Source organism: Enterococcus sp. DIV2402, from assembly GCF_017426705.2.
In the GTDB taxonomy this organism is placed as follows: domain Bacteria; phylum Bacillota; class Bacilli; order Lactobacillales; family Enterococcaceae; genus Enterococcus_F; species Enterococcus_F lowellii.
On sequence record NZ_CP147251.1, the window covers coordinates 782,547 to 805,000 of the forward strand.

The window sequence follows — 22,454 nt, forward strand, 5'->3', positions numbered from 1 at the left end:
TATGGAGAAAAAAACAATTTTAAAAGCTGAAAATATTTCTGTAAGCTTTAGAGTGCGTAATCGCGAGCTACGTGCAATTCGAAATGTTTCGCTTGAATTGAAAGAGCAAGAGACACTAGCCATTGTTGGTGAATCTGGCTCTGGAAAATCTGTGCTTACCAAAACATTTACAGGTATGCTAGAAACAAACGGTTCAATTACAAGTGGAACAATCGAATATCAAGGTAAAAATTTAGCAGCTTTGAAAAAAGATGAAGAATGGGATGGCATTCGAGGAAAAGAAATTGCGACTATTTTCCAGGACCCAATGACTTCGTTAAATCCAATTAAAACAATTGGCTCACAAATTACGGAAGTTATTATCAAACATCAAGGGAAATCAGCTAAGGAAGCCAAAAGAATGGCCATTGATTTAATGGACCGTACAGGGATTCCCAATGCTGAAAAACGATATGATGAATATCCTTTTCAATACTCTGGAGGGATGCGTCAACGAATTGTTATAGCGATTGCGTTAGCTTGTCGTCCTAAGATTTTGATTTGTGATGAACCAACGACAGCTTTAGACGTAACTATTCAAGCTCAAATTTTGGAGTTAATTCGTGAATTACAAGAAGAATATAAATTTACAACAATTTTTATCACACATGATTTAGGTGTGGTAGCAGCAATTGCTGATAAAGTTGCTGTTATGTATGCCGGACAAATTATTGAAACAGGAACCGTAGAAGAAATTTTCTATGATCCTCGTCATCCATATACATGGAGCTTGTTATCGTCATTACCACAATTAGGTCAAAAAGGGGACGAACTTTATTCTGTTCCAGGAACACCACCTTCTTTATATAAAGAAATTAAAGGAGACGCCTTTGCGCCACGTAGTGCTTATGCAATGCAAGTTGACTTTGATAATGAACCACCTATGTTTCAAGTAACAGAAACGCATTTTGCTAAAACATGGTTGCTTGATCCTCGTGCGCCGAAAGCTGAAAAACCAGAGCTGATACAAGGGCTGCATGAAAAATTAGTCGCATTAACAGAAATAACTGAATTAAATGATGGAGGGGAAGTTCGTGTCTAAAGAAAAAGAAGTCATTTTATCGGTTAAAGATTTAGAGATTACTTTTGGTGAAGGTAAGAAAAAATTTGTTGCCGTACAAGATGCCAATTTTGATATTTACAAAGGAGAAACTTTCTCTTTAGTTGGCGAATCCGGCTCTGGAAAGACAACCATTGGCCGTGCGATTGTTGGATTAAATGAAACCAGCAATGGCGATATTCTGTTTGAAGGAAAACGGATTAATGGAAAATTAACCAAAAAAGAACAAGAAGATAAAATTCGTAAAATTCAAATGATTTTTCAAGACCCATCGGCTTCTTTAAATGAGCGTGCGACTGTCGAATATATTATTTCTGAAGGATTGTATAATTTTAACCTGTTTAAAAATGAAGAAGAACGTATAGCAAAAGTTGAAAAGTTAATCGAACAAGTTGGTTTATTACCGGAGCATATGTATCGTTATCCACATGAATTTTCTGGCGGACAAAGACAACGTATTGGTATTGCTCGGGCATTAATTATGGAACCATCACTAGTTGTAGCGGATGAGCCTATTTCAGCATTAGATGTGTCTATTCGTGCACAAGTATTAAATCTATTGAAAAAGTCACAAATAGAAGACGATGTTACCTATTTCTTTGTAGCCCATGATCTATCTGTGGTGCGTTTTATTTCTGACCGTATTGCGGTTATTCGTGCAGGAAGAATTTTAGAATTAGCAGAAACAGAAGAGCTTTTTATGAATCCATTACATCCATATACAAAAGCATTGTTATCGGCTGTCCCAATTCCAGATCCAATTTTAGCACGTAAGAAAAAATTAGTTGTTTATAATCCCAATATGCACGATTATTCAAAAGATAAGCCAAGTTTTGAAGAAGTAAAACCAGGTCATTATGTCTATGGAAATGCACTAGAATTAGCAGGTTATCGCGCAGCTGTTAAAAATTAGGGTAAAAGTGGTGAAAAAAGATGGGGGTCTTAAAGGCATATCGCTTTAGAATTTATCCCGATGCAGAACAAAAACAGTTTTTTATTCAAACATTTGGTTGTGTTCGTTTTACCTATAACCATCTTTTGATGCATCGCAAGCAAAACAGTGAAAGTAAATTAACGCCAGCGCTATTAAAAAAAGATTATCCGTTTTTAAAAGATACAGATAGTTTGGCTTTGTCGAATGCTCAACGTAATTTAGAGAAAGCATTTCGTCGTTATTACAGTGGTCAAAGTGGTTTTCCAAATTTAAAAAATAAATCGAATATGTGGCAATCATATACAACAAACAATCAAAAACATACGATTTATTTTGAAGATGATAAGTTGAAATTACCAAAACTAAAATCACTTGTCGATGTGAATTTGCATCGTAAAATAAAAGGCGAAATTAAATCAGCAACAATTTCTGCTAGAAATACAGAAGAGTTCTATGTTTCAATTTTATGTATCGAAGAAGTTGAAAAATTAGAAAAAACACATCGTAAAATTGAGATTTCATATTGTCCTAAACATCTGGTTCATTTTTCAGAAGAAATTTGTCCGATTCACTTTAATCAAGAAAAATTATTGGGACAAATTAATCACGCGAAACGGAAATTACGATTACGTGCAAAAATTGCGAAGAAACGGAAAGTTTTATTAGCAAATGCTAAAAATTATCAAAAACAAAAAGAAAAAATGAATCGACTTCTGGTTCGACGCAAATATAAAAAGGAAGATTTTATTAATCAACTCTCTTATTTTCTAGTCGAGAATTTTGATTACATTTTCGTGCAAGAGAATAATTCAGAGGATAAGTATCTGAAACAGGAATTTACGTCAAATGATTGGCAACAGTTTTTAAGTAAGTTGCGTTATAAATCAGAGTGGTATGGAAAACAAGTAATTATTAGCTAAACCAAAAAGTAAGGTAAGAACTGGAAGGGGCGCCAGGGATAGCCTAGGTTATAGAAAAAATTGAACGATTTTTGTTTCTAGGAATTTCTGCCCACTAATTATGAAAAATCATAAAAAAGAAGCGTCGAGCATTTCTCGTACGCTTCTTTTGTTTATCTCGTTACTAAAAATTTTTCAGGTAATCGTTGAATTAAAAAGACACCCAGTGTTCCAGCGACTACAGCTTTAATAATTTCTGGAATTAAGAAAGTAATAAAGCCACCTGAAAGGGCAGCAGCCCATGTCATATCGGTAGCAAATTTTAGCCAAATACTTCCAAATAACAAGGTAATGATAAAACCAATTAAGTTAGCTGAAATAACCCAAAAATAGGTTGTAGGGACTTTTTTTAATAAGGTACCAAGGATAAGTCCTGTGAATACAAAACCGATTAAATAGCCACCTGTTGGCCCTAGAATAGAAGCAATACCGCTACCAAAGCCAGCATAGACAGGCAAACCGATGAGACCGAGTAATAAATAAATGATAATTGCCCAAGTTCCCACTTTACGTCCTAAAATCGTAACGGTTAAACCGACGATAAATGTTTGCATACTAAATGGAACTACGCCAATAGGAATCACAATTTGTGAAAAAACAGCAATGATTCCAGCGAATATGGCTGCTGTAATTTGTTCTTTTAAAGATAATTTCATACATACACTCACTTTCTGTAAACCTAAAATTTTATTTTTGTTAACGATGAATTGAGTATAGCATAACGTTAACCCTGTGTAAATAAATAGTTAACAAAAAAAGACAGCTGCAAGAGCTGTCTTCATGTTTATAATTCTTTGATGATTGATACTAAAAATGACCCAAATTCTTGTGTTGACAATTCAACTGCATCATTCATGGCATGAGCAAAATCTGATGTCACTTTTTTCGTGCGAATCGCTTCTTCAATTGCTTTTGTAATCAAATCAGCTGCTTCTTGCCAACCAAGATATTCTAATAACATTCCCCCTGAAAGGAGTAAAGAACAAGGATTAGCTTTCCCTTGTCCAGCAATATCGGGTGCAGTTCCATGTGTTGCTTCAAAAATAGCATATCCTGTGTCGTAGTTGATGTTACCACCAGGAGCAATTCCAATCCCACCAACTTGAGCAGCTAAGGCGTCTGAAATATAATCGCCATTTAAGTTACAGGTTGCAATCACATCGTATTTTTCAGGATACAATAAAATTTGTTGTAAGAAGTTATCAGCAATGACATCATTCACGATGATTTTCCCTTGAGCTTTGGCTTCGTTTAATGCTGTATCCGCAGCCTCAGCACCATCCGTTTGTTTGATTGTTTGATATTGATGCATTGTAAAGCACTCGTCTTTGTAGGTCGTTTCTGCTAATTCATAGCCCCACAATTTGAAGCCACCTTCTGTGAACTTCATAATATTTCCTTTATGAACCAAGGTTACTGTTGGACGCTTTTGCGCAATTGCAAAATCAATTGCCGCACCAATTAATCGTTTGCTACCTTCTTCAGAAACAGGTTTCACCCCAATGGCTGCAGTTTCTGGGAAGCGAATATTTTTTACCGCAAATTGTTCTTGTAATAGTTCAATCAATTGTTTGGTTTCAGCTTCGCCTTTTGCAAATTCAATACCTGCATAAACATCTTCTGTATTTTCTCGAAAAATCACCATATCCGTTTTTTCAGGCTCTTTGACAGGAGAAGGTACACCTTCAAAATAACGAACGGGACGAACACAAGCAAATAAATCTAACGTTTGACGTAAAGTAACATTTAATGAGCGGATTCCACCACCGACTGGAGTAGTTAAAGGCCCTTTTAAGGCAACTTTTGCTTGTTCAATGGCATCTAATGTGTGGTCAGGCAACCAACTGCCCGTTTCTTCAAAAGCTTTTTCACCAGCTAAAATTTCTTGCCAGAAAATTTTCTTATCATCGCCATAGGCTTTTTCAATTGCCGCATCAAATACAGGTTGTGAAGCTGCCCAAATTTCAGCACCAACACCATCTCCCGCAATAAACGGGATGGTTGGTGTATTTGGAATGGTACGTTGACCATTTGTTACAGTGATATATGTCATAAAATTTCTCCTAGCTTATAGTAATTTATCGTTTGAGACAGTGTTACGCCATTTTTTTACGGATCACCATTGGTAAAATACCTTGATTTTTCCAATAGCGAATATCTGCAGGGGCGTCAAAGCGTAGACGAGTAGTGAAACGAATCTCAGTTCCATCGGCTTTTTTAGCAATGACATCAATTAATTGTTGGACTTCGGGTTCTTCAGGTAGGAAGATATCAAATGTTTCTTCCCCATTTAAACCAAGTGATTCTGCGGTATCACCATTTAAGTATTCCAATGGAACAACACCCATCATCACTAAGTTACTACGGTGGATACGTTCAAAACTTTCCGCTAAAACAGCTTTTACGCCTAATAATTGCGTTCCTTTAGCTGCCCAGTCACGAGAAGAGCCCATACCGTAATCTTTTCCTGCAAGGACAATCCCACCAATATTGTTTTCTTGATATTTCATCGACGCATCGTAAATCGACATTTCTTCTCCAGTTGGTAAGTATCTAGTAACGCTACCTGTACTTCCAGGAACTAATTGGTTTTGTAGACGGATATTTCCGAATGTGCCACGCATCATAATTTCATGATTGCCTCGACGAGAACCAAATGAGTTGAAATCACGATAAGTGACACCTTTTTCTTTTAAGTATTTCCCAGCAGGAGAATCTAAACCAATACTTCCAGCAGGAGAGATATGGTCGGTTGTTACGGAATCAGCTAACTTAGCTAAGACGTGTAGATTTTCTAGTGTTCCTTGTTTTGGTAATTCTTTGGTTAAACCATCAAAGAATGGTGGGTTCGCAATATACGTTGATTCTTCTTCCCATTCGTAACAGTCACTAGTTGTTGTTTCGATTTCATTCCAACGTTCATTGGCATCAAATAAGTGCGAATAAGCTTCTTTAAAGGCATCCGGTGAAACATATTTTTGGATACAGTCTTGTACTTCTTCTGCACTTGGCCAAATATCGTTTAACATCACGGGTTGGCCATCATTACCAATTCCTAGTGGTTCTTTAGTCAAATCTTTGCGGACTGTTCCGGCTAATGCGTATGCGACAACTAATGGCGGTGAAGCAAGGTAGTTCGCTTTGATTAATGGATGGATACGGCCTTCAAAGTTACGATTTCCTGACAAAACAGAGGAAACTAATAACTGTTCTTCTTGAATCGCATCTGAAATGGCATCATCTAAAGGACCAGAATTTCCGATACATGTCGTACAGCCATAACCAACTAGGTAAAAACCTAATTTTTCCAAGTAAGGCAATAAACCACTTTTAGATAAGTAAGAAGTAACGATTTTTGAACCTGGTGCTAATGATGTTTTGACATAAGCAGGTACTTTTAAGCCCTTTTCAACAGCATTTCTAGCAAGCAAGCCAGCTGAAAGCATAACGAACGGGTTACTTGTATTTGTACAGCTAGTAATCGCAGCTAATAAGACATCTCCAGTATGGATCAGATTATCTTCTTTATCCCATTTGATTTCAGCAGTTTTCTCTAATTCTTCTACTGGTAAACCAAAGCCTTTTGGACCTACAGGTGCTTGAATAGATTGGTCGAAATCTTCTGCTACATTTGACAATGTAATCCGGTCTTGTGGACGTTTTGGTCCAGCAAGTGATGGTTGGATGTCATCTAAATCAATGGTGATGACTTTTGTATAGGTTGGTACAACGTCTTTGTCGTAAAACAAATGATTTTCTTTGGCATAAGTTTCTACTAGTTCAATTAATTCAGGTGAACGACCAGTAGTTGCCATGTAATTTAATGTTTCTTCATCAATTGGACAGAATCCACAAGTTGCACCATATTCAGGGGCCATGTTTGCCAAAGTGGCACGGTCTGCTAAACTTAATTCAGAATAACTTGTTCCAAAATATTCAACAAATTTTCCTACTACTTTTTCATTACGTAAACGTTCAGTGACCGCAAGTGCTAAGTCGGTTGCTGTTGTTCCAGCTGGAAAAGAACCAACGAATTCAACGCCGATAACTTCAGGTGTTGGGAAGAAAGAAGCTTCTCCTAAAATAGCTGCTTCGGCTTCAATTCCGCCAACGCCCCAACCTAGAACGCCTAATCCATTAATCATTGTGGTATGTGAGTCTGTTCCTTGTAATGTGTCTGGGAATAATAAAATTTTACCATCCACTTCTTTACTGATGACAACATCAGATAAAGATTCAATGTTTACTTGGTGAATGATTCCAGTTTCTGGAGGTACCACTTCAAAATCATTAAACGATTGTTGTGCCCATTTTAAGAATTGATAACGTTCTTGATTACGTTCAAATTCTCTTTCCGTATTAATCGCAATTGCTTCAGGACGACCAGAAGCATCAACTTGAACGGAATGGTCAACGACTAAGGTAACGGGAATTTCAGGATTGATGTCTGAAGCATTTCCTCCTAGTGAAACAATTGCATCACGCATCGCAGCTAAATCTACGACAGCAGGAACGCCAGTAAAATCTTGTAAGACAACGCGGGCTGGTTTAAAAGGGACAACTCCTTGAGGGGTATCTGGGTTCCAATTCACTAAAGTGTCAATGTTTTCTTCAGTTACGTCTTCACCAAGATGGCGAGCAACACTTTCTAGTAGAACACGAATAGAGTAAGGTAAAGCGGCTAAGTTTCCATTGTATTCTTTCACTACATCAGCAATTGCACAATAATCATATTCAGTACTATTTAATTTTAAATGTTTCTTCCAATGCATTAAAATGCCTCCAATTCTATTTTAGAGTCTTAGTATAATTATACGTTTTTATTCTGAAAAAGCAAATCAATAAATTTTAATTCTTTCATTTTTAACTTATCATGTTATAATGGTTTCCATAATTTGTTTTAAAAAAATGAGCTAAATTATCAAAAGAAGGTAGAATAGGAGGAAAAAAAGTGGGAGAATATCAAAATTCCTTTCCAAGTTTAGAAGAACTCGCTTTAAGATGTTATGCAAATGATAAAATAGATGTGCAACTTTATACAGAAAACGATGTAAGGCGGGGGTTGCGTGATAACAATGGAAAAGGGGTCGTTGTTGGGCTGACAAACATTTCGACAATTTATCCGGAAAAGATTGTCAACGGTGAGAAAATTCCAGGTGTAGGTGAGTTACGTTACCGTGGAATCGATATCGATGAATTGGTGAATGGCTTCGTTTCAGAAGGGCGATTTGGTTTCGAGGAAGTTGCATATTTATTACTTTTTGGAGAGCTGCCTTCAGATAAAGAATTGTATGATTTTCAAGAAATTATTGCTAAAAGACGTACTTTACCAACTAATTTTGTACGTGACGTGATTATGAAAGCTCCGCCAGAAAGTATCATGAACAGCTTATCTCGTAGTATTCTAACCTTAGCTAGTTATGATGATAAAGCTGATGACGTAAGTATTGAGAACGTTTTAGATCAAAGCTTAAACTTAATTGCCGTTTTTCCAATGTTAGCAGTGTATGCCTACCATGCATATAATCATTATACAAAAGATGAAAGTATGTACATTCATCGTCCGCAGATTGGATTAAGTACAGCTGAAACAATTTTAACGATGTTGCGCCCAGATAAACAATATACCCCACAAGAAGCACAAACTTTAGATATGGCATTAGTGCTACATATGGAACATGGTGGAGGAAATAACTCTACGTTTACTACACGTGTGGTTACTTCTAGTGGTTCGGATACGTATTCAACGATTGCTGCAGCGTTAGGCTCATTAAAAGGTCCAAAACATGGCGGTGCGAATATTAAAGTGACGCAAATGATGGAAGATTTAAAAGACAAGGTTTCAGATTATTCGGATGAAGATGCTGTCCGTCAATATTTATCAGATATCTTAGATAAAAAAGAATTTGATAAAAAAGGATTAATTTATGGCATGGGTCATGCGATTTATAGTGACAATGATCCTCGTGCGGCGATTTTCAAACGCTATGTATCTAAATTAGCGGAAGAAAAAGGCGCAGAAGCTCAAGCAGAATATAATTTATATACGTTGGTTGAACGAGTGGCACCAGAAATTATTGGAGAAAAGCGTCGAATGTACAAAGGAGTTAGTGCGAATATCGACTTTTTCAGCGGATTTGTTTATAGTATGTTGGGTTTGCCGTCTGAATTATATACGCCAATTTTTGCTATTGCTCGGATTGTGGGTTGGTCAGCACATCGGATTGAAGAGTTAATTAATGCACAAAAAATTATGCGTCCAGCTTACAAAGAAGTATCTGTGGATCGCCATTATCAAACGTTAGAAGAACGTTCACTGGAATCAATCCATAAAGGTGCATAAAAAAGATACAACGCTAACTACTATTTAATAGCAGTTAGCGTTGTGTTTTTTTGATAAAAAAACATCCAAAACTCTGTAAATAAAGTTTTGGATGTAAGAATAATTTTCTTATAGTTTTTGGTTGTAGTATTCAACGACTAAAGCTTCATCAACTTCAAGAGTTAATTCGTCACGTTCTGGTAAACGAGTTAATGAGCCTTCTAGTTTATCAGCATCGAAGCTTACAAATGCTGAGCGACCAACAGTTGCTTCAACAGCTTCTTTAATAGTAGGAATACCTTTAGATTTTTCGCGAACGCCGATCACTTGACCAACTTCAACGCGGAATGAAGGGATATCAACACGCTTGCCATCAACAGTGATGTGACCGTGGTTAACTAATTGACGTGCTTGACGACGAGTAGTTGCTAAACCTAAACGGTAAACAACGTTGTCTAAACGACGTTCTAATAATACCATGAAGTTAACACCGTGTTTTCCTTCTTTAATTTTGCTAGCTTGTACGAATAAAGTACGGAATTGACGTTCATTCATACCATACATATGACGTAGTTTTTGTTTTTCGTTTAATTGCAATCCATATTCAGAACGAGAGCCACGACTGTTTGGTCCGTGTTGTCCTGGTGCGTATGGGCGACGAGCTAATTCTTTTCCAGTGCCAGATAAAGAAATACCTAAGCGACGAGAAAGTTTCCATGATGGTCCTGTATAACGAGACATTTAAAAATTCCTCCAATAAAATAAGTTTTTTGGAGTAAAATAATCCGATGAAAAATTCACAATACGTGTAGTTCGTTCTTCAACCTTCACCTTCGCAGCCGCGGTTACGCAATTGCACCCGTAGAGGGCAACGAACTGGTGACGTATAATTATTTTTCTGCTGCATTATTTTACACAAAGAATAGTATATGATAAATCAAGCGAAATTGTCAAGCCTAATTCACTGGTCATTACAGACTGTTTTTGTAAAATTTGTGAAAAATACGATGGAAATAAAATAATGTTATTTCATAGAGGTTGGAAATTTTCGCTTATATTATCACAATGTACGTTAAATAAAATAGCGGACGAATGAAATTCAAGCGATAAAAATCCATGAAACAGAAATGAAAAGTAGGGCTAACCTTTGATAAATACGCTTTTATGAAAAAATAATGAAAGAGGACGAGAAAAAAAGAAAAAGAAAGTAATCTTTTTCACAAAATTCTTTACAAATGAAATGTTTCTCTTTAAAATGAGAGAGTAAGTTTGAAAAAAAGAAGCGAAGGTGAAAAAAATGATGAATCCAATCTCCCCCTTGTTTGAAAAAATTGATTCGTCCATCGGTAAAAAAGTGGATCTAATCGAAAAAAGTTATGTACGTTATGCTGTGCGTGCGATGTTGGCCTGTTTATTTTTAACGTTAGGAACGGCTATTGCTTTTTCGATTGCGATGAAAGGCGAAGATATTGCACATGGGTTAGGGAAAATGTTATATGCATTTATGTTTAGTTGGTCATTGGTAATGATTTTGTATATGAATGCGGAATTAGGAACGTCGAATATGTTATATATGACGGTTGGTGTTTATCGCAAACGTTTGTCAGTGAGTCTCGCTTGTAAGATATTATTCACATGTATTCTCTTTAATTTAATTGGTGGTATTTTGTTTGGTTATTTAATATCGCTAACCGGTCCATTCCAAAATTTACCAGCTGATAATTATATGTTTGAATCTATTGCGGCGAAACTAAATAAATCAACTATCCAAATTCTCGTTGAAGGTGTTTTTGCAAATATTGTCGTAAATACGGCTGTTTTAGTAAGTATGCGTATGAAAGATGATGCCAGTAAAGTATTGTCAATTATCTTTATCATTTTCATTTTCGCTTTCTTAGGATACGAGCACGTTATCGCGAATTTTCCAGCATTTTCACTTGCTTATTTTGCTTCTCATGGAACGATTGAAGCGATGACTTTTGGGAATGTTATTCATAATTTAACTTTTGCTTTAATTGGAAACTATATTGGTGGGGGACTAGTCGTAGGATTAGTATATGCATGGTTAAATAATTCAAAATCAAATTATGTTGATTAAACAATTCAAAAAAGGTTGCTGCATCTTTCGAGGTGTAGCAATCTTTTTTTACGTTAGAAAAAAATCAAGAATGTTGAAAAGACAAGATAACTATGTTTTAGTAGTAAGTAAGAAATAAAAGAAAGCGAGTTAACAAACGTGGAACGTAAATTATTTGCCTTTGATATTGATGGAACGCTTTTAGATTCAACGAAACAAGCTTTGCCGAGTACTGTCACTGCACTAGAAGAATTACGAAAAGCAGGACATTTTGTAACCGTAGCCACTGGTCGCAGCCGTTACTTAGCTAAACCAGTGATTGAAACATTTAAATTTGATAATTATATTCTTTGTAATGGTGCTGCGGCTTTTATGAATCACAAACAAGTTTATAAAAATTTATTGCCGCAAGAACAAGTTCGTGCATTTCTCAAGGAAGCGCATGACATGTTGATTGATACGTCGTTTATTGGTTTAGATGTTTCGAAACGTTCAACAACTTTTGACCCCGAGCGAATGGAAGAAGCAATGAGTTCTTTTGGTTCGATGACCCCTGATTTAGATCCAACATTTCTGGATACTGCTGATGTTTATCAAGTTTTGGCTTTTTATGATGCTCAATTGGAACATTTTTTTGATGATAAATATCCAGAGTTGCATTTTGTTCGTTGGCATGAAAAATGTGTGGATGTCATACCAAAAGGAGGTTCAAAAGCGACGACTATCTTACATGTAGCTGAGCAAGTTGGTTTAACAAAAGACGACGTCATCAGCTTTGGTGATGGCATGAATGATCGAGAAATGTTAGCTGCTTCAGGCGTGGGTGTGGCGATGGGAAATGCATCAGATGAAGTTCGTCAATATGCCGATATGATTACTTCAGATAATGACAATGATGGCATTTGGAAAGCATTGATGGAGTTAGGTTTTTTAACAGGAAAGTAGGAGGAGTTCACTATGAAAATTGCGTTAATTGCTCATGATCGTAAAAAAGACTTAATGGTAAAATTAGTTGGTGCTTACAAACATATCTTGGAGCAACATGAACTTTTTGCAACAGGAACCACAGGCGGTAGAATTCAAGATGAGACGGAATTGCCGGTGCATCGCTTTAAGTCGGGACCACTAGGTGGAGATCAACAAATTGGTGCGATGATTTCAGAAGATGCTTTAGATATGGTGATTTTTTTACGTGACCCACTAGCTGCCCAACCACATGAACCTGATGTGACGGCATTAATCCGTTTGTCAGATGTCTATGAAATTCCGTTAGCAACAAACATTGGGACGGCAGAAATTTTGATTCGTGGCTTAGAAGCTGGCTTTGCAGATTTTCGAGAAGTGGTTCATGAATTAGATCATACACCGTTGTCCTTTTAACTTTCTTAAAAGAGTTTGGAATCCCAAACTCTTTTTTTTCTACTCTAAAACCTTTATAATGGGGAAAGATGTTAATAGAGAAGAGGAAAATATGTGCGGGTTTTATTTATTGGTGATGTAGTTGGGTCATTAGGAAGAGAAACAATTACGGATTATTTACCTAAGTTGAAAAAGGTTTATCGTCCTCAAGTCACAATTTTAAACGGTGAAAATGCGGCAGCTGGTCGTGGAATCACTGAGAAAATCTACAAAAAATTTTTACAAGATGGTGTTGATGTAGTCACACTTGGTAATCATACATGGGATAATCGAGCAATTTTTGACTTCATTGATGATGCAAAAAAAATGATTCGCCCAGCAAATTTCCCAGAAGCAGCACCAGGAAAAGGGATTGTTTATGTGAAAGTCAATGCAATTGAATTGGCGGTTATTAATTTACAAGCACGTTCGTTTATGGTGGATATAGATGATCCGTTTAAAAAAGCGGATGAATTAGTAACGGAAGCGCGTAAACGGACACCTTTCATTTTTGTTGATTTCCATGGTGAAACAACGAGTGAAAAACAAGCGATGGGATGGTATTTAGATGGTCGTGTCTCAGCTGTTGTAGGTACGCATACGCATGTGCAAACAAATGACGCACGAATTTTACCGCAAGGCACTGCATATTTGTCTGATGTTGGTATGACAGGACCTTATGATGGGATTTTAGGTATGAAACGTGAAGCGGTCATTGAGAAATTCTTAACTGCTTTACCACAGCGATTTGAAGTTGTGGAACAAGGCCGTAGTATTTTGTCGGCATGTATTATTGAAATTAATGAACAGACAGGAAAAGCCAAATCGATTCAACCGATTCAAATTAGTGAAGATCGCCCGTTTACAGAATAATCAAGAAGCGAGGGAAAGATGTTGAGTCCTTTAGAGCAAGAACCACAAATTCAGCAGGAATTAACTGTCTTACTAGATTTATTAGCAGAACATGAAATCATCAAAGAGTTCAAAAAAGTGCAAAAAAAAGCACGTCAAAATGCACACTTAAAAGAAATTGAAGAAGCGATTAAACGTGCACAAAAAGATGCGGTCCAATATGCCCACTATGGCAAACCAGAAGCAGAACGCCAAGCGATTGCCCGTATTAATGAATTAAATAAAGAGTATGCCGAGCATCCATTGGTGATTGCTTATCGCGAAAAATTAATGGAAGCGAACGATTTATTGCACTATGTAACAACTAGCTTGCAACAGCAAGTGAATCAAGCAATTGAGGAGGAAGAAACAAATGCCTCAAAAAACGAAGCATACCCCAATGATGGAACAATATTTTAGCATTAAGGCTCAATATCAAGATGCTTTTTTGTTCTATCGCTTAGGGGATTTTTACGAATTATTTTATGAGGATGCGCTACAAGTTGCGCAATTATTGGAATTAACTTTAACCAGTCGCAATAAAAATGCTGAGGACCCTATCCCGATGTGTGGAGTACCGTATCATGCAGCTGCGAATTATATTGATACTTTGGTTGAACAAGGCTACAAAGTTGCGATTTGTGAGCAAGTTGAAGATCCTAAAACAACTAAGGGCATGGTCAAGCGAGAAGTTGTTCAATTAGTTACACCAGGTACAGTCATGGATGGCAAAGGATTATCTGCGAAAGATAATAATTTTTTGACTGCTTTAGCATTTGACGGTACACACTATGGATTTGCTTACGTTGATTTGACAACCGGTGAATTACGTTCCGCAGTTTTGGAAGATGAAGAAGCGGTTTTGAATGAAGCGTCCGCTTTGCAAACCAAAGAAGTGGTGTTTACTAGTGACATTCCAGTAAGTGTTAGTGAATTATTAGAAAGTCGCTTAGGAGTGATTTTTTCTACGCAAGAAGCTTATGAAGAAAATTCAGAGTTTCAATTTCTAACTAGCGAATTAACGAATCCTTTAGAAAAAGAAGTGACTGGCAAACTGTTAAGCTATTTAGCAGTTACACAAAAACGCAGCTTAGACCATATTCAAAAGGCGGTCGCTTATCAACCAGATCATTTCTTGAAAATGGACTATTATTCAAAATTTAATCTGGAACTAACGCAATCCATTCGTACAGGAAAAAAACAAGGAACCTTACTATGGTTATTGGATGAAACAAAAACAGCAATGGGTGGTCGTTTGTTAAAACAATGGTTAGATCGCCCGTTAATTCAACAAAGCCAAATCACTGCGCGTCAGAATCAAGTCGCTTCGTTAATCCATGCCTTTTTTGAACGAGCTGATTTACAAGAAGCGCTAACGAAAGTCTATGATTTGGAACGTTTAGCTGGCCGCGTGGCATTTGGTAGTGTCAACGGTCGCGATTTAATTCAATTACGAACATCTTTACAACAAGTGCCGTATATCCATGCTATTTTATCCGGAATTGACCATGGAGAATGGTCGGAACTATTAACTCATTTAGAACCAATGGATGATTTAGTCTCGTTGATTGATACAGCGATTAATGAAGACGCACCCCTACAAGTTACGGAAGGCAATATTATTAAAAATGGCTTTAACGATCAATTAGATCAATACCGAGAAGCCATGCGCAATGGAAAAAAATGGTTAGCTGAGTTAGAAGCCAAAGAGCGTCAAGCTACCGGAATTAAGAATTTGAAAGTTGGTTTCAATCGCGTGTTTGGTTATTACATTGAAGTGACTAAATCGAATTTGACTAATTTGGAAGAAGGGCGTTATGATCGCAAGCAAACGCTAGCTAATGCGGAACGATTCATTACACCGGAATTAAAAGAATTAGAAAAATTAATTCTAGAAGCAGAAGAACAATCAGTTGATTTGGAATATCGTTTATTTTTAGAAGTTCGAGAAGAAGTAAAAAAAGCCATTGATCGTTTACAACGTTTAGCTAAAGCGATTAGTAGTGTCGATGTGCTCCAAAGTTTTGCGACAATTAGCGAACGTTATCAATATATTCGTCCAGAACTCAATACGGAAAAAATATTAAACATCGTTGACGGTCGCCATCCAGTCGTAGAAAAAGTATTAGGTCATCAAGAATACATTCCTAATACGATCGATATGAATCAGGAAACGTTAATTCTCTTAATTACTGGACCGAATATGTCTGGTAAAAGTACGTACATGCGTCAATTGGCTTTAACTGTAGTGATGGCTCAAATTGGCTGTTTTGTTCCAGCACAGTCTGCTAATATGCCGATTTTTGATCGTATCTTTACGCGAATTGGCGCTAGCGATGACTTGATTGCTGGTCAAAGTACGTTCATGGTCGAAATGATGGAAGCTAATCAAGCATTGCGTTATGCGACACCGAATAGTTTAGTGTTGTTTGATGAATTGGGACGAGGAACTGCTACGTATGATGGCATGGCCTTAGCTCAAGCGATTATTGAATACATCCATAAAGAAGTCCAAGCTAAAACACTCTTTTCAACTCACTATCACGAACTTACCGTGTTGGATGAAGAATTACCACGTTTACGCAATATTCATGTCGGTGCTGTCGAAAAAGATGGAGAAGTTGTGTTCTTGCACAAAATGATGGAAGGTCCTGCAGATAAAAGTTATGGTATTCATGTGGCGAAGATTGCTGGATTACCACACGAACTATTGCAACGGGCAGATGTCATTTTACAAGCGTTGGAAGAAGGACACAACTCACCAACGTCGCCTCTTGTAGAAAAACCAATTATAATAGAAGAAACAGAACAATTATCTTTATTTGGAGAAGGAAATCCACAAGAGCAGAAAGTGTTAGAGCAGCTACAAGCCTTAAATGTTTTAGAAATGACCCCGATGGATGCGTTAAATGCGCTGTATGAATTAAAAAAACAAATGTCAAAATAGAAAGAAGGGGAGACAATGGGAAAAATTCAAGAATTGTCCGAACGTCTTGCCAATCAGATTGCAGCAGGAGAGGTTGTTGAACGACCTGCTTCTGTTGTCAAAGAGTTAGTCGAAAATGCTATTGATGCAGGTAGTACACAAATTGATATTTTGTTAGAAGAAGCAGGTTTGAAGAAAATTCAAGTAACCGATAATGGGGAAGGTATTGCTGAAGACGATGTTATTAATGCCTTTAAACGTCATGCTACAAGTAAAATTCATACACGTGACGATTTGTTTCGCATTCGTACACTTGGATTTCGTGGTGAGGCTTTACCTAGTATTGCCTCTGTTTCAATTGTAAGTATAGAAACAGCTACGCAAGAAGAAACACAAGGAACCTTTTTGAAAATGAAAGGTGGCACAATTGAAGAACATCGTCCATCAGCACTACGTCAAGGGACGAAAATTACGGTTGAGCAGCTGTTCTTCAATACCCCTGCTCGTCTGAAGTATGTCAAAACACTACAGACCGAATTAGCGAACATCGGTGATATTGTTAACCGTTTGGCGCTTAGTCATCCGAGTATTGCATTTCGATTAGTTCATGACGGAAATAAAATGATGTCCACTTCAGGTAATGGTGATTTAAAGCAAGCTATTGCTGGAATTTATGGATTGCAAACTGCAAAGAAAATGCGTGCAATTCATAGTAAAGATTTAGATTTTGATATCCATGGTTATATCTCTTTACCCGAAGTGACTCGGGCAAGCAGGAATTATATCTCAACAATTATCAATGGTCGATATATCAAAAATATTGCGTTAAACAAAGCAATTGTTAATGGTTATGGTTCGAAATTGATGGTTGGACGTTTTCCAATAGCTGTTGTTGAAATTAAAATGGATCCACTATTAGTTGATGTGAATGTTCATCCAACCAAGCAAGAAGTACGATTGTCTAAGGAGCCTGAATTAACGGGATTAATCAGTAAAGCGATTAATGAAGTTTTACGAGAAGAAAATTTAATTCCGAGTGCGGCTGACAACTTGCGATTTAAAAAGAAGGTTGAAAACCAAGAAAAAACAGAACAACTTTCTATTGAATTAGAACAACCTAAGAGTACCAAACAAGGATTAAGTTTTGATAAAGCAACAGGAAGCTTTTATATAGAAGAAAGTTTTACGGAGTCGTCTGTCGAACCGATTTTTGAAGAGCTACCTCAGACAATCGAAGAGCCACACTTTCCTAGTTTTGAATATCAAGAAAAAGTGGTTGAACCTCCTATAAATACAGAAGATACTCATAAAAAAGAGCAGGGTGAATCGACAAGTTCGAATCATCCAGAGTTCGATTTTCATAAAAAAGGACCACAGATGATTGAACGTATGCAAGAAGAACCTGTGAAGCAACGTTTTCCGCATTTAGAGTATTTTGGACAAATGCATGGGACATATTTATTTGCTCAAAGTCAAGATGGTCTTTATATTATCGATCAGCATGCAGCTCAAGAACGAATTAAATATGAATATTTTCGCAAAAAGATTGGTGAAGTAGGAGATGATTTACAAGAACTCCTTGTACCGATTGTATTGGATTATCCTAATAGTGATGTTTTAAAATTAAAAGAGCAAGCAACAGCTTTACAAGAAGTAGGCATTCATCTAGAAGAGTTTGGAGCGAATAGCTTTATTGTGCGTGCGCATCCCACGTGGTATCCAGCAGGTCAAGAAGAAGCGATTATTCGTGAAATGATCGATATGTTACTTACAAATGGAAAAGTCAGTGTGCACCAATTCAGAGAAGCAACGGCTATCATGATGAGTTGTAAACGATCAATTAAAGCTAATCATTATCTGAATCCACAGCAAGCTCGAATTTTATTGGAAGATTTAGCAAAATGTGAGAATCCATTTAATTGTCCGCATGGTCGTCCTGTACTTATTCATTTTACCAATGGTGATATGGAAAGGATGTTTAAACGTATTCAAGATCCACACCAATCTCGAGGAGGCGAAGGATGAACGTTATCTTAGCATCACAATCACCTAGACGGAAAGAACTGTTACGATTGTTGTTGGATGATTTTGAAGTTATTCCAGCAGATATTGATGAAACAATTGGTGTACATGATGAACCAGAAGAATACGTGTTGCGTATGGCTCAAGAAAAAGCCGCATTTATTACTCAGCATTATCCAGAAGCGCTAGTGATCGCTAGTGATACGATTGTCGTTAGTGAAGGGGAGATTCTGGGAAAACCAACTTCTCGTGAAGATGCACAGCGTATGCTGATACAAATGAGCGGAAAGACACATATAGTATATACGTCAGTGGTGTTATCAACTAATAAGAAACGGTTTGAACAAATTTCTTCAGCCAAAGTGAGCTTTTTTGATCTTTCTGAAGAAGAAATCAGTGATTATTTAGATAAACAAGAATATATGGATAAAGCTGGAGCGTATGGCATTCAAGGAGCAGCTGCTATTTTTGTTCAGGAAATCCAAGGTGATTATTATGCAATTGTTGGGTTTCCTGTAGGTTTAGTTCATCAATTATTGAAAGAATTCAGCACTTAAATAATAAGTGTTGAATTCTTTCTTTTTCTATTGACTTATACTTGGGAAACATGGTATATTATTTAACGCTGGTTTTGAAAAAAACGATGGAAAATATTTCTGAAAAAAATTGAAATAAAGAGTTGACTTAAAATGAATCCAGTGATATTATAACAAAGTCGCCAATATGAAATTGCGATTGTCATTTGTTTTAAAAGTGTTTTTTACTTTTTAAAATAACATAGAAAAATATTTTTATAACATGAAGATTAAAAATATTTTCAAAAAAGTAGTTGACATTTTATTATTAAACTGATATGATATAAAAGTTGCTGATGCAGCAAGGTAGACCTTTGAAAACTGAACAAAGCAAGCAAACGAACCAATTGTGTAGGACACTTCTATTAGATAGAAGTAACACAAAACAAGCAAGCAGTAATGCTAGCAAACGTTATTTATGAGCTTAACAATCGAAAGATTGTTTCAACTTTTTATGAGAGTTTGATCCTGGCTCAGGACGAACGCTGGCGGCGTGCCTAATACATGCAAGTCGAACGCTTCTTTTCCGCCGAACTTCGGTTCATTGGAAAAGAGGAGTGGCGAACGGGTGAGTAACACGTGGGTAACCTGCCCATCAGAGGGGGATAACACTTGGAAACAGGTGCTAATACCGCATAATGCTTTTTCTCGCATGAGAGAAAGCTGAAAGGCGCTTTTGCGTCACTGATGGATGGACCCGCGGTGCATTAGCTAGTTGGTGAGGTAACGGCTCACCAAGGCAACGATGCATAGCCGACCTGAGAGGGTGATCGGCCACACTGGGACTGAGACACGGCCCAGACTCCTACGGGAGGCAGCAGTAGGGAATCTTCGGCAATGGACGAAAGTCTGACCGAGCAACGCCGCGTGAGTGAAGAAGGTTTTCGGATCGTAAAACTCTGTTGTTAGAGAAGAACAAGGATGAGAAGAGAATGTTCATCCCTTGACGGTATCTAACCAGAAAGCCACGGCTAACTACGTGCCAGCAGCCGCGGTAATACGTAGGTGGCAAGCGTTGTCCGGATTTATTGGGCGTAAAGCGAGCGCAGGCGGTTTCTTAAGTCTGATGTGAAAGCCCCCGGCTTAACCGGGGAGGGTCATTGGAAACTGGGAGACTTGAGTGCAGAAGAGGAGAGTGGAATTCCATGTGTAGCGGTGAAATGCGTAGATATATGGAGGAACACCAGTGGCGAAGGCGGCTCTCTGGTCTGTAACTGACGCTGAGGCTCGAAAGCGTGGGGAGCGAACAGGATTAGATACCCTGGTAGTCCACGCCGTAAACGATGAGTGCTAAGTGTTGGAGGGTTTCCGCCCTTCAGTGCTGCAGCAAACGCATTAAGCACTCCGCCTGGGGAGTACGACCGCAAGGTTGAAACTCAAAGGAATTGACGGGGGCCCGCACAAGCGGTGGAGCATGTGGTTTAATTCGAAGCAACGCGAAGAACCTTACCAGGTCTTGACATCCTTTGACCACTCTAGAGATAGAGCTTTCCCTTCGGGGACAAAGTGACAGGTGGTGCATGGTTGTCGTCAGCTCGTGTCGTGAGATGTTGGGTTAAGTCCCGCAACGAGCGCAACCCTTATTGTTAGTTGCCATCATTTAGTTGGGCACTCTAGCGAGACTGCCGGTGACAAACCGGAGGAAGGTGGGGATGACGTCAAATCATCATGCCCCTTATGACCTGGGCTACACACGTGCTACAATGGGAAGTACAACGAGTTGCGAAGTCGCGAGGCTAAGCTAATCTCTTAAAACTTCTCTCAGTTCGGATTGTAGGCTGCAACTCGCCTACATGAAGCCGGAATCGCTAGTAATCGCGGATCAGCACGCCGCGGTGAATACGTTCCCGGGCCTTGTACACACCGCCCGTCACACCACGAGAGTTTGTAACACCCGAAGTCGGTGAGGTAACCTTTTTGGAGCCAGCCGCCTAAGGTGGGATAGATGATTGGGGTGAAGTCGTAACAAGGTAGCCGTATCGGAAGGTGCGGCTGGATCACCTCCTTTCTAAGGAATATTACGGAAACTACACATCGTTTGCCTTTGTTCAGTTTTGAGAGGTTTACTCTCAAACAGATTGTTCATTGAAAACTGGATATTTAAAGTAAAGAAATCAAAACAAACCGAGAACACCGCGTTGAATGAGTTTTTTAATAAGTTCAATTGCTTATTTTTCTTGATAAAACTTCTATCGCTAGAAGATCTTTATCAAAACCCAACCGTAAGGTTGATAAGGTTAAGTGAATAAGGGCGCATGGTGGATGCCTTGGCACTAGGAGCCGATGAAGGACGGGACTAACACCGATATGCTTTGGGGAGCTGTAAGTAAGCTTTGATCCAGAGATTTCCGAATGGGGGAACCCAACATCTTTTATAGGATGTTACTTGTCAGTGAATACATAGCTGATAGGAGGTAGACGCAGAGAACTGAAACATCTAAGTACCTGCAGGAAGAGAAAGAAAATTCGATTCCCTGAGTAGCGGCGAGCGAAACGGGAAAAGCCCAAACCAAGATGCTTGCATCTTGGGGTTGTAGGACTCCGATATGGTAGTTTTTTCAGATAGTTGAATAACTTGGAAAAGTTAGCTAAAGAGGGTGAAAGCCCCGTAGACGAAATGTGAAAGACACCTAGGAGGATCCTGAGTACGGCGGAACACGAGGAATTCCGTCGGAATCCGGGAGGACCATCTCCCAAGGCTAAATACTCCCTAGTGACCGATAGTGAACCAGTACCGTGAGGGAAAGGTGAAAAGCACCCCGGAAGGGGAGTGAAATAGATCCTGAAACCATGTGCCTACAACAAGTTAGAGCCCGTTAATGGGTGATAGCGTGCCTTTTGTAGAATGAACCGGCGAGTTACGATTGCATGCGAGGTTAAGTTGAAGAAACGGAGCCGTAGCGAAAGCGAGTCTGAATAGGGCGAATGAGTATGTAGTCGTAGACCCGAAACCATGTGATCTACCCATGTCCAGGTTGAAGGTGCGGTAAAACGCACTGGAGGACCGAACCCACGTACGTTGAAAAGTGCGGGGATGAGGTGTGGGTAGCGGAGAAATTCCAAACGAACTTGGAGATAGCTGGTTCTCTCCGAAATAGCTTTAGGGCTAGCGTCGAAGTTGAGAATGATGGAGGTAGAGCACTGTTTGGACTAGGGGCCCATCTCGGGTTACCGAATTCAGATAAACTCCGAATGCCATTCATTCATATTCGGCAGTCAGACTGTGAGTGATAAGATCCATAGTCGAAAGG

At 38.3% G+C, this 22,454-nt stretch carries 16 protein-coding genes and 2 rRNA genes (1 of these 18 only partly in view); 14 read left to right on the forward strand and 4 right to left on the reverse strand.

The window, feature by feature from the left end; all coding sequences use genetic code 11:
* Nucleotide 1: 1 nt before the first annotated feature.
* Genes DOK78_RS03890 through DOK78_RS03900 form a run of 3 tightly spaced genes read left to right on the forward strand, consistent with a single transcriptional unit; the run spans nt 2 to nt 2,953 of the window.
* A complete protein-coding gene (locus DOK78_RS03890) occupies nt 2-1,081 on the forward strand; it encodes an ABC transporter ATP-binding protein (RefSeq protein WP_207942158.1) in 1,080 nt (359 codons plus the stop codon).
* Nucleotides 1,074-2,012 (forward strand): ATP-binding cassette domain-containing protein, encoded by a 939-nt coding sequence (locus tag DOK78_RS03895; RefSeq protein WP_207942157.1) that lies wholly within the window; start codon nt 1,074-1,076, stop codon nt 2,010-2,012. Before DOK78_RS03890 ends, DOK78_RS03895 begins: the two co-directional genes overlap by 8 nt.
* 20 nt (nt 2,013-2,032) lie before the next feature.
* The gene (locus DOK78_RS03900; RefSeq protein WP_207942156.1) at nt 2,033-2,953 is read left to right on the forward strand and encodes an RNA-guided endonuclease TnpB family protein; all 921 of its coding nucleotides are present in this window, start codon (nt 2,033-2,035) and stop codon (nt 2,951-2,953) included.
* A gap of 152 nt (nt 2,954-3,105) precedes the next feature.
* Here DOK78_RS03900 and DOK78_RS03905 read toward each other — a convergent pair whose 3' ends face one another.
* The 3 genes from DOK78_RS03905 to acnA all read right to left on the reverse strand — a co-directional run bounded on the left by DOK78_RS03905 (nt 3,106) and on the right by acnA (nt 7,764).
* Nucleotides 3,106-3,648 carry a biotin transporter BioY gene (locus DOK78_RS03905; RefSeq protein WP_207942155.1) on the reverse strand — a complete coding sequence of 181 codons (543 nt, stop codon included), beginning with the start codon at nt 3,646-3,648 and terminating at the stop codon, nt 3,106-3,108.
* A gap of 128 nt (nt 3,649-3,776) precedes the next feature.
* The gene (icd, locus tag DOK78_RS03910) at nt 3,777-5,045 is read right to left on the reverse strand and encodes an NADP-dependent isocitrate dehydrogenase (RefSeq protein ID WP_207942154.1); all 1,269 of its coding nucleotides are present in this window, start codon (nt 5,043-5,045) and stop codon (nt 3,777-3,779) included.
* Nucleotides 5,046-5,088: 43 nt separating this feature from the next.
* On the reverse strand, nt 5,089-7,764 hold the full coding sequence (gene acnA / locus DOK78_RS03915) for an aconitate hydratase AcnA (RefSeq protein ID WP_207942153.1): 2,676 nt from the start codon (nt 7,762-7,764) through the stop codon (nt 5,089-5,091).
* Nucleotides 7,765-7,943: 179 nt separating this feature from the next.
* Here acnA and DOK78_RS03920 point away from each other — a divergent pair, with 179 nt between their 5' ends.
* Nucleotides 7,944-9,335 carry a citrate synthase gene (locus tag DOK78_RS03920; RefSeq protein WP_207942152.1) on the forward strand — a complete coding sequence of 464 codons (1,392 nt, stop codon included), beginning with the start codon at nt 7,944-7,946 and terminating at the stop codon, nt 9,333-9,335.
* 108 nt (nt 9,336-9,443) lie between these two features.
* Here DOK78_RS03920 and rpsD read toward each other — a convergent pair whose 3' ends face one another.
* Nucleotides 9,444-10,055, reverse strand: a complete 612-nt coding sequence (gene rpsD, locus DOK78_RS03925) for a 30S ribosomal protein S4 (protein WP_207942151.1) — start codon at nt 10,053-10,055, stop codon at nt 9,444-9,446.
* A 559-nt stretch (nt 10,056-10,614) separates the two neighbouring features.
* Between rpsD and DOK78_RS03930 the strand changes: the two genes are divergently transcribed.
* The 10 genes from DOK78_RS03930 to DOK78_RS03975 form a co-directional block, all read left to right on the forward strand.
* Nucleotides 10,615-11,412, forward strand: a complete 798-nt coding sequence (locus tag DOK78_RS03930; protein WP_207942308.1) for a formate/nitrite transporter family protein — start codon at nt 10,615-10,617, stop codon at nt 11,410-11,412.
* A gap of 138 nt (nt 11,413-11,550) precedes the next feature.
* Nucleotides 11,551-12,336, forward strand: a complete 786-nt coding sequence (locus DOK78_RS03935) for a Cof-type HAD-IIB family hydrolase (RefSeq protein ID WP_207942150.1) — start codon at nt 11,551-11,553, stop codon at nt 12,334-12,336.
* Between the two features lie 12 nt (nt 12,337-12,348).
* Nucleotides 12,349-12,771, forward strand: coding sequence for a methylglyoxal synthase (gene mgsA / locus DOK78_RS03940; protein WP_207942149.1), 423 nt, complete (start codon nt 12,349-12,351; stop codon nt 12,769-12,771).
* Nucleotides 12,772-12,864: 93 nt separating this feature from the next.
* Complete coding sequence (locus tag DOK78_RS03945) at nt 12,865-13,662, forward strand: TIGR00282 family metallophosphoesterase (protein WP_207942148.1); 798 nt, start codon at nt 12,865-12,867, stop codon at nt 13,660-13,662.
* An 18-nt stretch (nt 13,663-13,680) separates the two neighbouring features.
* Nucleotides 13,681-14,100, forward strand: coding sequence for a YlbF family regulator (locus tag DOK78_RS03950; protein WP_207942147.1), 420 nt, complete (start codon nt 13,681-13,683; stop codon nt 14,098-14,100).
* A complete protein-coding gene (gene mutS / locus DOK78_RS03955; RefSeq protein ID WP_207942146.1) occupies nt 14,054-16,627 on the forward strand; it encodes a DNA mismatch repair protein MutS in 2,574 nt (857 codons plus the stop codon). The genes DOK78_RS03950 and mutS overlap by 47 nt, the downstream gene beginning before the upstream one ends.
* A 15-nt stretch (nt 16,628-16,642) precedes the next feature.
* Entirely contained in the window at nt 16,643-18,631 is a 1,989-nt protein-coding gene (mutL, locus tag DOK78_RS03960; protein ID WP_207942145.1) for a DNA mismatch repair endonuclease MutL, read from the forward strand.
* A complete protein-coding gene (locus DOK78_RS03965; protein WP_207942144.1) occupies nt 18,628-19,185 on the forward strand; it encodes a Maf family protein in 558 nt (185 codons plus the stop codon). The genes mutL and DOK78_RS03965 overlap by 4 nt, the downstream gene beginning before the upstream one ends.
* A 468-nt stretch (nt 19,186-19,653) precedes the next feature.
* Nucleotides 19,654-21,211 (forward strand): 16S ribosomal RNA (locus DOK78_RS03970).
* A gap of 227 nt (nt 21,212-21,438) precedes the next feature.
* Nucleotides 21,439-22,454, forward strand: a 23S ribosomal RNA gene (locus DOK78_RS03975) (it continues 1,899 nt past the right edge of the window).
* The 16S and 23S rRNA genes sit together here, the layout of an rRNA operon.